Source organism: Echinimonas agarilytica (assembly GCF_023703465.1).
Lineage (GTDB): Bacteria > Pseudomonadota > Gammaproteobacteria > Enterobacterales > Neiellaceae > Echinimonas > Echinimonas agarilytica.
Map to the genome: position 1 here is coordinate 95,933 of NZ_JAMQGP010000006.1, position 12,780 is coordinate 108,712.

The following is a 12,780-nucleotide window of genomic DNA, read 5'->3' on the forward strand; positions in this document are numbered from 1 at the left end:
GCCCTTATCGTTGTTGAGTTGCAGATTCTGTTTGGCCCGCAGAGTCCGTCACCGTCAGCTTCACATTCAACTTCTGAGAAGGTGATACGCGTTTCCAGACGATAGGGAAAGAGCCTGCATTTCTACCGTTAATCTGCCACTGATGTGCCAAGCGAGGTGTTTCTGCATCATATGACATTGAAATAATGGCAACGGAAAAGCCTAGATCCCAAATGAATATATTGGCTTGAGGCGGTGTATCACTGGCCTGCAAATCAAACTCCATTACAATTGGATCATGATCTGATGAACGGAATGCATCTGCCGCGTATAAAGAAACTTGTTGAGAGTCTGTCTTGTATTGGCGAGAGTAACCAAGAGCGCTTGGTTCATCTGTGTTGATGTGCCATTCCGTAATGTCAACCGCCGCCTTGGCGAGTTTTTCGTTTGCGAGAGCATGATCGAGCTGGCCAGTTTCTCCCTTAAATACATAACTATATGAGCTCGACTTATTTAAGTGGTCGGACAATTTCACGTAGCCAGCGGCTTCTAAGGTTTGAAGTGGTTGCTCTTTGGCATAAGCGTTGAGGTCGCCCATGATTAACACGGCATCATTTGCGAATATGTCTTGTGTCCACATCGCAATCGCTTGTGCGGCTCTGGTGCGCGTGAGGTTACAATTGCCTTGGCCTCCCAATGTTTCGTCATCATCACCTGCACCACATGATGAACCTTTAGATTTTAAGTGGTTCACTATGGCTACGAACTCTTGACCATTTTCTAAGGCAAAGCGTTGAGCCATTGCTGGTCGGTTTTTTTGATCGTTAAATAGTGGTTGCTCAGAGTCATCCAATGGTGAGTTGTTTGAATTCAATACTTGAACTGCGCCTTTTGGCGAAATTATATCAGTTCGGTACAAAAGCCCGACTGATATTTCATCTGTGCCCAGTGGGCCGGCACTTTCAATAAAGCCCCAAGGCTGTCCACTTGCAGTGGAAAGAGCCGAGGTCAGCTCTGCTATGGCTGACAATTCGCCAAAACCGTCATTTTCAATTTCCATTAAACCAACAACGTCGGCGTCAATGGCCGCTAAAGCTTCAATGATTTTTGCGGTTTGTCGCTCAAGCTCATCTGGCGTCCGGGCGCCACGCGAAGTCGGGAAACCATTGCCTTGACCATCGCCATTGAAGAAGTTCAACACATTAAAACTGGCCACACGTACATTGCCTTCGGTGAATATTTCAGGCGCAGCCATTCGAGGGTTCGTTTCAACAAATGATGGTGCAACAGTGGGGTAAACCCGATACTCATTGAAGCTGTAGTACAGCACACCCGTTGCGTTAGAGAGCGTGTCGCCTATACGTAAGGTATTCGAGGCGCTCAGTCCCGGTGCAGGAAAAGGTATAACAGCAGGGTTTTGCTGGGGACTTGCATCGTCGAGCAGGATCTTGTTCAATGCATTGGCTTGCGCGATTTGCATCGCGTCATCGCCTGGCATGGCAATTTGTGTGGGAATACTGCGTCGACCGTTTGCCAACAGGACTTCTCCGTAGCGCCCTAAGTTGTATACATCGTTGACAATTAAATTAGACAGAGTCACACGCATACCTTCTACTCGTTCCAAGTCAGCCAAGTCTGAGATAGGCAGACTGACCGGAGTTGGCAAAGGGACTGTGCCGTCACCACATACAACAAGGTCCGAGACATCTGAGAGTTGGGTATTGCTAAAATATTCTTCTGGAGTGGCAGAAAGGCGGACTTCATCACCTTCATTTAATGTGTAAGTTGTATTACCTAAGTACACAAATACACCATCAGATGTCGCTATATTGCCATCACCTTGGTCTTGGAGATAGAACCCTTTTTGAGCAGAAACAATAGACGTTACTACCCCTTGTATCTCAACACTCTGACCTTCAAATGGGGATTCAAAGCCACCTCCTTGAATGGCTCCAATGGGTTGGCTTGTGGCATCACAAGCGAGTTGCGTTGGAGGTTCTTCACCACCGTTTCCGCCGCCGTCACCTCCATTGTCACCTCCATTGTCACCGCCATTATCGCCACCATTATGGGTGCCATTGAATGCTAACAAATCTGAAAAGTCGCCATCATCAAAGCCTTGCCATTGTTCGCTGGGTTCAAATTCGTCGTATGGGTTGGTGTCGGTGGTCGTCGCGATTTTACGCAGTCCATTGTTTTGCGTGCTGGTGGGAGATGAGCCCCAACGCGAGCCGGGATCAAAACCAATTTGCCCAATTGAATCAACCACAACGTCACCTTTGACTAGTACTACCGCGTCATCACCGTTGAACAGGCTTGCACCTGATGTTTGATGCGCTTGGTCGGCAAACGCTGCACGGGTTTCGGCGAATAAAAAAGTGCTATTGGGGGCTAGGTCTCCAGAGAAGTTGATGCGAGTGCCTATGGACGTTTTACCGTTGAAATAAACGTTGATTTGGTAATCCGATAAATCAACATTTTCGGTTCCTGAATTGTAGAGTTCGATGGCTTTATCATAGCTTGCGCCTTCGATGTACTCAGAGATAAGTACGTTGCCGATAGCGGGTTGCGCAACAAAAGCTGCAATTGCGCCCGCGATTAAATGTCTGGGTGTCATAACGATTGCCTTGAATAGGATTAAATTTTTCTGCACCAACCTAGCGTTTGTTTGTTGTTATTTGGTGGCGAAAAGATGACGGTGTTGTTTTAAAAATGTGACGCAGTGGTTGATCTGTGCGCAGTGAAGCGACAAACCACAGTTTTAATGGACTCAGGATTTAAAATTCTCTTCTTTATTGGTAAGGCCAATTTTGGTTTCTTAAAATCCTGCCTATCTCCCTCGACGATAATTTTAATGCGATAAAAGCTTAGTAAAATTAGGCTTTACTCTTCTTAATTCGGTTGAGAGTCGAACTTTTTGAGCGAGACATTGAATCGAACAAGTAAATAGACTGTTATCACATTTTTTAAATTGGATAGCTTAATTGGTTTGACAGGTTTGTAATGTGGGTTCAGTTTGTTGGACTATGACGTTTTGCAAAGAAATATGTTGAGTGATGCACGTTAGCTGTCATACACAATGCTAGCTTCACCGTGCCAAGACGTTCAGGTATCCATGATTATAAATAGAAATATCCGGGGAAAAAATTATGAACGCTAAGGTATTTGCCTTGTCTGCAGTAGCTCTTGCTTTGAGTGGGTGTGGTGGCAGCAATAGCACCGCTAATTCGAGTGGTGCAGTTGCACTGACGGGTGACACAGTTGTGGGTCAAACATTAACGGCCACAGTCTCTGATGGAAATGGAACAAGCGGCTCGTCGTTCGCGTACGAATGGACCGCAAGCGGTGAATGGCTTTCTACCGTGACTGGCAGTACCTATGTGCTGACGACGGAAGAAATTGGCAAAGATATTTCAGTTCGTGTGCGGTATACCGATGACGATGGCTATTCCGAGAATGTAACGGCAACCTCAGCCGAAGTCACCGACATTGTTCCAGACAATGTGGAAGGCACTGTTGATATTTCAGGTGTGTTGGAATCCGGTGAGCAACTGACGGCGAACGTTACAGATGCTAACGGTACCAGTGGCTCTGCAATTGCGTATCAGTGGATGGCTGACGATGTAGCCATTGCAGATGCAACCTCGATGACATTTTTGCTCACCGATACGCAAATAGGAGCGTTGGTGACGGTGTCTGCAGCCTATGTTGATAACAATGAGTATGATGAGTCAGTCATATCTGCTGCTACAGTCGCTGTTGCACCAGCTCCTATTGTTCCGCCCGATGTTGATGATCCAGGCTCTGTGAGTATCGATAAAACATCCAATATTGTGATGGGCGATGTACTCACTGCATTGGTCCTCGACGGAAATGGCACCACAGCTGGCATCAACTACCAATGGAAAGCGGATGATGTTGATATTTCGGGGGCCACCGGAATGACTTATACCGCAGCGGCATCTGATTTAGGCAAAGTGCTGTCAGTGAACGCAATTTATATCGACGATGATGGATATGCTGATGACGTGAATGCCGCTGTTGAAGAGCGGGTCTATAGCGTTATTGCAACAGACGAGGCAAGCTTAGAGTTAGCGTTGGCTGGTGCGGTTGATGGTGATTGGATTGCTCTAGGCAACGGTACGTTTGCAGGCATGACGGAAAAAACCTTAAGTGTTGCGGCAACCCTGACTCAAACAGAGCTCAGCACAGCTACGATTAGCGGCGAAACATGCATCGTGATTAATGGTGATGGCGCAGTGGTCGATGGCTTACACTTTTCCGAAACTAACTTCATTTCAGGCGGCACCTGCGATAGCAACGGCAATACAACATTGTTTGTTGAAGCTGACAATGCTGTTGTTCGTAACACGACATTCTCGGGCGATATCGCAACCACTGAATATGTGTTTTTGGGAATGAAAGGCAATGATAACCTGGTTGAACGCAACTTGTTTGAGGGCCGCAATGTCTCCTTAAAGAACGGTGCCTTGTCAGTTTACAGCAATGAAACCGTTGGTGAACAAGAGCGCCTCACGGTGCAGTACAATCTTTTCAAAGATATGGAACAGGAAGATTCTTCCTCTGACAGTTCTGCCTCTGTCATCAACTTGGGCCGTTCAACAGGTCTCGATTCCATCGGACAGGCTGGCCATAAGGTTCAGTACAACCGTTTTGACAACATCAACGTTGCCAAACGTATGATGCGAGTACAAACCTCAAATGCGCTGATTCACGCTAATACTATCGTCAATAGCACCGGCATGATTGCTGTTGAGGATGGCTCGGGCAATGTGGTGACTAACAACGTGATTATTCCGTTGGGGACTGAAGACAAAGAAGGTGGGATCTTCTTCACCCCAATGGGTCATACGATTTCAAACAATTACATTGAAAACGTATCTGAAGATGACGGGGCTTATGGGGCGCTCGTGATGAATTCAGATTCAATCGACCTATCGACCTCTAAAGGCAATGGTTTCATTATCGATGCGGGAGTGGAAGATTTGACGGTGACAATTGAAGGCAACACGATCGTCAATGCCAAGCATGGTTTAAACTTTGATGACAAAGATTGTATGAACTTAGATCCCTTGGTATTAGTGAGTAATAACCTCATCGCTAATGAAGCTGCTAACGCAAATGGTGCTGAATCTGAAGCTGCACCATTCAAGGACTTTGTGGCTGAACCGTGTTCGCTGAAATCAGGTTCGGACTACAGCAACAACCACTTCTATGCCGATGAACTGTCTGATTCAACAGACTTTGATTTCAATGGTAAGGGCCAAACGGATGGCAATATTGGTGCCGATGACATGTTAGATATGGCCGATATTGTGCGTGATGCAGCTGGTTTAGCCAGTGGTCAAGGTGCTGATGCTGGAATTGGTGCCGATACATCAAGCTTGATGCTTATTACTGAAGAACAAGTGGGCCCCGGTTCTACTTGGACGGCGAATTAGTTTTCCGCTCCCTTGAGCGCATGGTGTTGCGCTCACTCTACCTCTGTTTAGCCAACTTTGTATAAGTTGGCTTTTTTTATGCCAGTGTTACTTGAACGCTTTCTCGCAGCGCGGGCAACACATCTTGCTGTGCAGGGCTTGCCCATGTAGGAGTTATGCCACTTACAACGTGTTTTTCCAGCGGTATAGCAAATCCAAAGCTTGACGTGGGCTGAGGTCGTCGACACGTAACACTTCTAACTCGTCTAGGATAGGAGAAGGCTCAGGCAGCATCGACAGTTGAATTTCAGCAGGTTGCTGAGGTGCATGATCCAATAGTGTAGGGAGCTGTTCTAACTCCTTTAATTTGTGTTTGGCTCGTTTTAATACCGCTGCAGGCACCCCGGCTAATTGGGCAACCTGAATGCCGTAACTCTTGCTCGCGGGCCCCTCTTGAACAGCATGCATAAAGGCAATTCCGTCGTCATGCTCAATGGCATCTAAGTGCACGTTGACCATGCTCGGATGTTGTTGCGGCAAAAGTGTTAATTCAAAGTAGTGCGTGGCAAACAGTGTGTAGGCTTTAATTTTTAGGGCCAGCTGCTCGGCACATGCCCATGCTAAAGACAGGCCGTCATAGGTACTTGTGCCGCGCCCAATCTCATCCATCAATACCAAACTGTTAGGTGTTGCGTGATTGAGAATGGTGGCCGTTTCTGTCATTTCAACCATGAACGTTGACCGGCCACTGGCCAGGTCGTCAGACGCGCCAATACGCGTAAATATTCGATCGATTGGGCCAATCTGAGCAGATTCTGCAGGAACAAAGCTGCCGATGTGCGCCATCAATACAATGAGAGCTGCTTGTCGCATGTATGTGGATTTACCGCCCATATTGGGGCCGGTTACCAGCAGCATTCTTCGTTCGCTATTCATGTAAAGCGGGTTGGCAATAAATGGATCGCCAGAGAGCTGCTCGACTACGGGGTGACGTCCGCTTTCAATTTGGAGGCCGGGCTTATCGGTCAGTACTGGACAACAGTAATTAAGGCTTATTGCACGTTCAGCTAAATTTTGGCATACATCCAGCTCTGCAATTGCCAGAGCCATTTCTTGTAATGGCTCTAAATGTGGCATGAGATGGTCAAACAACTCTTCATATAGGCGCTTTTCCAATGCCAGAGCTCGGCTTTGGCTAGTGAGCACTTCGTCTTCGTATTCTTTTAATTCTGGCAGAATAAAACGCTCGTTATTTTTAAGTGTTTGGCGTCGAATATAATTCGCGGGTACTAAATCGCCGTAGCTGCGACTCACTTCAATAAAGAAGCCGTGAACTTTGTTGTAGCCCACTTTTAAGCTGGGTATACCGGTTCGCTCGCGTTCGCGTTCTTCGAGCTCCGTCAGATAACCAGATGCGTTTGCACTTAAGGCGCGCAGTTTATCCAGCTCAGCATCGTACCCTTCAAGCAATACACCTCCATCTCGAATGACCACGGGAGGGTTTTCAACAATAGCTGATTCAAGTAGTTGTTGAATGGCATCTTGTGGCTTGGTTGCACTTTGAACCGCGGTCAGTTTACTGCTCGTCGGTGCGGCTAGAATAGTTTGAATATCGGTTAGCTGTTGCAGTGATGCTCTAAGCCGGGCGAAATCGCGGGGGCGGGCGGTGCGTAAAGCAACGCGGGCTAAAATTCGTTCCACATCCCCTATGTGTCGCAACACAGCGTTAAGATCGTCCCCGTAGCCTTCGTCAATAATCTCTTGGATGGCTTGCTGACGCTGAGTCAATACTTGTTGGTTCCGCAATGGTTGATGAAGCCAGCGTTTTAGCAGCCGGCTTCCCATTGCGGTGGCGGCTTTATCTAATACCGCAGAAAGGCAGGTGGCGGTGTCGCCGGATAGGCTTTGGGTAATCTCCAAATTTTTTCGTGTGGCTGCATCCAGCTGGATCGTATCGTTTTGATCCACCGGATGAATACTTCTGATGTGCGGCAATGACGTTCGCTGGGTGTCTTTGATGTACTGCAACACGCAGCCTGCCGAAGATAGACCTACGGGCATGTTTTCAACTTCAAAGGCATCGAGCGAGTGAACTTTGAATTGCCGGCACAATAAATCGCGGCAAGTCTCTAATTCAAACTCCCACACGGGCCGTTTTCGTAAGCCTGTTTGCTGTTGTAATAGCGCGACATAGGGAAAATCTTCGGAATATAGCAATTCAGCGGGTTGAGTGCGTTGTAATTGAGTGAGAAAAGCGTCGTGATCATTTAGCTCCATGACCTGAAAGCGGCCACTGCTAATATCCAATGTGGCATAACCAAATTTGCCGGAATGAAACGACACCGCGCCCAATAAGTTGTCAGAACGTTCCTGAAGCAAGGCTTCATCGCTCACCGTGCCGGGCGTAACAATACGAGTAACTTGTCGTTCCACAGGCCCTTTACTGGTGGCTGGGTCGCCAATCTGCTCACAAATAGCCACTGATTCGCCCAGTTGTACTAAACGAGCCAAATATCCTTCAACAGCATGATACGGCACACCCGCCATCGGAATCGCGTTGCCACCGGTTTTGCCGCGTTTGGTGAGTGAGATATCCAGTAGCTCTGAGGCTTTTTTAGCATCGTCGAAAAACAGCTCGTAAAAATCTCCCATACGATAAAACAGTAAAACCGTGGGGTGCTGAGCTTTAATGCGCAAAAATTGTTGCATCATGGGGGTGTGGGACGATAAATCAAGTTCAGCGGTGGCAGTAGTCGTTGTCACAAAAGGCCTCAGGCATTGCACTGCGCCCAACCATCGTCAGGCGCTTATCAGCAGAATAATTAACCTTCAAATGGTACCAAGTGAATAAAACAACGTACACGTTTTGTGGCATAAAGATCGGCTCGGTCGCCAAATATCTTTCAGAACGAAAATAGAGAGTTAGCGCCATAGTTTAAAAATTATTTTATACAGGGGTTGATACTGTATGAATGAACAGTATACTGATTCCAACGTTAAAGACATGATTTGCCGCCGAGCGGCTCACCCGGAGAAACCGAGTAATGGATACTAATAAACAAAAAGCTCTTGATGCCGCTTTAGGACAGATTGAACGCCAATTTGGTAAGGGTTCAATTATGCGCTTAGGCGATAGCAAAGTGATGGAAATTGATAGTGTCCCTACGGGCTCGCTTACCTTGGATATTGCCTTGGGTATCGGAGGTTTGCCTTATGGTCGTATCGTTGAAATCTACGGTCCAGAGTCCAGCGGTAAAACCACGTTAACCTTGCAAGCCATTGCTGAAGCGCAGAAACAAGGTAAAACATGTGCCTTTGTTGATGCAGAGCATGCGCTCGACCCTATTTATGCTGAAAAGTTGGGTGTGAACGTAGATGATCTTCTGGTTTCTCAGCCTGACACCGGTGAGCAAGCACTCGAAATTTGTGACATGTTAGTGCGCTCAAACGCCGTTGAACTCATCGTGGTCGATTCTGTTGCAGCACTGACACCTAAAGCCGAAATTGAAGGCGATATGGGTGATTCACACGTAGGGTTGCAAGCGCGTTTGATGTCGCAAGCGCTTCGTAAACTAACGGGTAATATCAAGAAAACTAATTGTATGGTGATCTTCATTAACCAGATTCGTATGAAGATTGGGGTTATGTTCGGAAACCCTGAAACCACAACGGGTGGTAATGCGCTTAAGTTCTACTCATCGGTTCGTCTTGATATTCGCCGCATTGGTGCAATTAAAGATGGTGACGAGGTGGTCGGTAACGAAACTCGCGTTAAAGTTGTGAAGAATAAGGTTGCTCCGCCATTTAAAGAAGCCCACTTCCAGATTATGTATGGCCAAGGTATCAGTAAAGAAGCAGAGCTGCTCGACTTGGGCGTGAAAGAGAAATTGGTCGAAAAGTCAGGAGCTTGGTATAGCTACAATGGCAATCGTATTGGCCAAGGTAAAGCTAACTGTGTGAAGTACTTAAAAGAGCACGTAGAGATTGCGCAAGAAATTGAGAAACTTGTGCGTGATCGTTTGTTGGTGAAAGCTGTACCAGAAGAAGACTTGGTTGAAGACGAGCAAGAGCCAGCTTTGTAAACACTTTACGTTACATTGATTCCTAAACAGGCTTCAGTTCCTGATTTGCAACAGGCGGTGAAAACCGCCGTTGATCTATTATCGCGCCGAGATCATTGTCGGCGCGAACTTCTTACAAAACTACATCAACGTGGTTTTCCTCAAACTGTTGCTGTTCAAGCATTAAACCGCTGTGAGAACGAACGTTGGCTGTGTGAAACTCGCTTTGCCGAGAGTTATGTTCGGATTAAGGCCGGTAAGGGCTACGGGCCAAGCCGAATTCGCCAAGAATTGCTGATGAAAGACGTCTCGGAGTTAGATGTAGAGGCAGGTTTTCGAGCGCTGTGTGATGATGAGCATGACTGGTTTGAATCCGCAAAGAATCAGCGTATTAAGCATTTTGGCCACATGCCAGCGTCAGAATCTAAGCTGCGGCAAAAGCAACAACGTTATTTGTTTAACCGAGGATTTACCTCTGAACAGATACGCTATGCATGCAATGACGAATAAAAATTCATAGTCGGCGAGATTATACAGTAGAAACTTTGTTCGAGCGTTGCGTATAATACGCAGTCTTTTTTCGGGTATTGCGCTTTTATTGAAGGGCAGTGCTCACAAGTTTCAACTATTTCGGGAACGACGCATGCACATGTCCAGCGCAGATCTTCGCGAAGCATTCTTAGAATTCTTCCGCAAGCAAGGTCACCAAATCGTACCATCAAGCTCTTTGGTGCCACACGACGACCCAACGCTTTTGTTCACTAATGCTGGTATGAATCAGTTCAAAGATACCTTTCTTGGTACTGAAAAGCGCAACTACACTCGAGCCACATCATCGCAACGCTGCGTCCGTGCTGGCGGCAAACATAACGATTTAGAAAACGTTGGTTACACGGCTCGCCATCACACGTTTTTCGAAATGCTAGGCAACTTTAGTTTTGGTGATTACTTCAAGAAAGAAGCGATCCACTACGCATGGCAGTTTTTAACAGAAGTATTAAAGTTACCGAAAGAGCGCCTGTTGGTAACTGTTTATGCAACTGATGACGAAGCATTCGGTATCTGGGAAAAGCAGATTGGCGTCCCCAAAGACCGCATTATCCGTATTGGCGACAAATCGCCAGAGAAACCATATGAATCAGATAACTTTTGGCAAATGGGCGACACCGGCCCTTGTGGCCCGTGTTCTGAGATTTTTTATGATCATGGTGAGCACATTTGGGGGGGGCCTCCAGGCTCGCCAGAAGAAGACGGTGACCGTTTCATCGAAATCTGGAACCTAGTATTTATGCAGTTCAATCGCCAAGCGAGTGGCGAGATGCAGCCTTTGCCTAAGCCTTCTGTTGATACTGGCATGGGTTTAGAGCGTATTGCTGCAATTCTGCAAGACGTGCACAGCAACTACGAAATCGATATTTTCCAAAATCTCATTAAGGCGGCTGCCACGATATTAGACGTTAAGGATCTGGAAAATAAATCCTTGCGAGTGATTGCCGACCACATCCGTTCATGTGCGTTCTTAATCACCGACGGAGTTATGCCGTCGAACGAAGGCCGCGGCTATGTATTACGCCGAATTATCCGACGCGCGGTAAGACACGGCAATAAATTAGGCGCAAGCAAGCCATTTTTCTTCCGGCTAGGATCGGCATTGGCGCTTGAAATGGGGTCAGCTTTTGCTGAATTGCACCAACAAATGCCAGTCATTGAGCGTGTACTTCAGGTTGAAGAAGAGCAGTTTTTACGAACGCTGGATCGCGGTTTAACATTGCTTGACGCTGAATTGGAAAACCTGAACGGTAAAATAATCCCAGGTGAAACAGTATTCAAACTCTATGATACATACGGTTTTCCGGCTGACTTGACGGCTGATATTGCGCGTGAACGCGAACTCGAAATTGACCAAGAAGGTTTCGACAAAGCGATGGAAGCGCAGCGCCAACGCGCGAAAAAAGCGAACCAATTTGGTGTTGATTACAATCAGGGCGTTGTGATTGAAGAGAAGTCGGAGTTCGAGGGCTATGATGGTGTTTCAAACCTCGCGACAGTGACTGCCATCTTCAATCAAGAGGGTGAGTCTATTCAGCAACTGACCAACGGCCAAAATGGTCAGGTGGTGTTAGACCGCTCATCGTTCTATGCCGAAAGCGGCGGGCAAACCGGCGACACCGGCGAACTCATTATGGGGGATGGCGCGTTCACGGTGACTGACACGCAAAAGTCGGGTGAAGCAATTGTTCATATGGGTTATGTTGCGCACGGCGAAATTCATGTGGGCGAAGAATTAACTGCACAAGTTGATGAAGTTCGTCGTCAATCGATTCGCTTAAATCACACGGCCACTCATTTGTTACACGCGGCATTGCGCAAAGTTCTTGGCGACCATGTTCAGCAAAAAGGCTCGCAAGTCGGGCCCGACCGTTTGCGTTTTGATTTCAGCCATTTCGAACCTATTAGTTTGTCCACCACTCGTCACATCGAGCAATTGGTAAACGAGGAAATCCGCCGCAACGTTGCCGTTGGCACAGAACTGATGGATTTAGATACGGCCAAGCAAGCCGGTGCCATGGCTCTGTTTGGTGAGAAGTATGATGATGAAGTTCGCGTTGTTTCTATGGGAGAATTTTCTACTGAACTATGTGGTGGTATTCACGTAGACCGTACAGGTGATTTGGGAACATTCAAAATCACATCAGAAGGTGGCATTGCTGCGGGAGTGCGTCGTATCGAAGCCGTTACTGGCGCCCATGCTTGGAATCATTTGTACGATATTGCTGACACCTTACTTGAGGTTAGTGGCTATGTGAAAGGTGATTCAACCAACGCCAAAGATAAAGTTCGCCAATTAGCAGAACGTCAGCGCTGGTTGGAAAAAGAAGTTGAGAGACTCAATGCCAAATTAAGTGCAGCTGCCGGTAGTGAACTTGCAGAGCAAGCAATTGATATTTCGGGCATAAAGGTCTTGGTTGCCAACCTTGAAGGTGTTGATGGCAAATCATTACGTAGCACGATGGATGAGCTTAAGTCCAAACTAGGCGCATGTGTGATTGTGTTGTCGGCCGTGAATGACAACAAAATATCGCTCATCACAGGCGTCGCTAAAGAAGTGACGGGCAAAGTAAAAGCCGGTGAGTTGGTTAACATGGTTGCACAGCAAGTGGGAGGGAAGGGCGGTGGACGTCCAGATATGGCCCAAGCTGGCGGTAGTGATGTGAATGCATTACCAGCAGCCTTAGAGTCAGTGACGCCTTGGTTGCAGGAGCGTTTGGGTTAAGCAACTCGATAAGATGAGATGGAGT

Annotated in this window: 6 protein-coding genes; 4 read left to right on the forward strand and 2 right to left on the reverse strand. The window is 47.1% G+C overall.

Annotation, left to right across the window (positions count from 1 at the left end; translation table 11 throughout):
- Positions 1–4 precede the first annotated feature (4 nt).
- Complete coding sequence (locus NAF29_RS12155) at positions 5–2,596, reverse strand: ExeM/NucH family extracellular endonuclease (RefSeq protein WP_251261854.1); 2,592 nt, start codon at positions 2,594–2,596, stop codon at positions 5–7.
- Between the two features lie 532 nt (positions 2,597–3,128).
- On the opposite strand from NAF29_RS12155, the gene NAF29_RS12160 reads away from it, so the two are divergent.
- Positions 3,129–5,441 carry a chondroitinase-B domain-containing protein gene (locus NAF29_RS12160; protein WP_251261855.1) on the forward strand — a complete coding sequence of 771 codons (2,313 nt, stop codon included), beginning with the start codon at positions 3,129–3,131 and terminating at the stop codon, positions 5,439–5,441.
- Positions 5,442–5,603: 162 nt separating this feature from the next.
- Here NAF29_RS12160 and mutS read toward each other — a convergent pair whose 3' ends face one another.
- Positions 5,604–8,132, reverse strand: a complete 2,529-nt coding sequence (gene mutS / locus NAF29_RS12165) for a DNA mismatch repair protein MutS (RefSeq protein ID WP_251262099.1) — start codon at positions 8,130–8,132, stop codon at positions 5,604–5,606.
- Positions 8,133–8,464: 332 nt separating this feature from the next.
- On the opposite strand from mutS, the gene recA reads away from it, so the two are divergent.
- From recA to alaS, 3 genes are all read left to right on the forward strand, one after another.
- Positions 8,465–9,502, forward strand: a complete 1,038-nt coding sequence (gene recA / locus NAF29_RS12170) for a recombinase RecA (RefSeq protein ID WP_251261856.1) — start codon at positions 8,465–8,467, stop codon at positions 9,500–9,502.
- Between the two features lie 57 nt (positions 9,503–9,559).
- Complete coding sequence (locus tag NAF29_RS12175; protein WP_251261857.1) at positions 9,560–9,991, forward strand: regulatory protein RecX; 432 nt, start codon at positions 9,560–9,562, stop codon at positions 9,989–9,991.
- Between the two features lie 133 nt (positions 9,992–10,124).
- The gene (gene alaS / locus NAF29_RS12180; RefSeq protein ID WP_251261858.1) at positions 10,125–12,755 is read left to right on the forward strand and encodes an alanine--tRNA ligase; all 2,631 of its coding nucleotides are present in this window, start codon (positions 10,125–10,127) and stop codon (positions 12,753–12,755) included.
- Positions 12,756–12,780 lie beyond the last annotated feature (25 nt).

Excerpts from the sequence above, each read along its gene's own strand:
- mutS (WP_251262099.1), bottom strand. The coding sequence starts at position 8,132 with ATGATGCAACAATTTTTGCGCATTAAAGCTCAGCACCCCACGGTTTTA.
- NAF29_RS12160 (WP_251261855.1), top strand. The coding sequence starts at position 3,129 with ATGAACGCTAAGGTATTTGCCTTGTCTGCAGTAGCTCTTGCTTTGAGT.
- alaS (WP_251261858.1), top strand. The coding sequence starts at position 10,125 with ATGCACATGTCCAGCGCAGATCTTCGCGAAGCATTCTTAGAATTCTTC.
- NAF29_RS12155 (WP_251261854.1), bottom strand. The coding sequence starts at position 2,596 with ATGACACCCAGACATTTAATCGCGGGCGCAATTGCAGCTTTTGTTGCG.
- recA (WP_251261856.1), top strand. The coding sequence starts at position 8,465 with ATGGATACTAATAAACAAAAAGCTCTTGATGCCGCTTTAGGACAGATT.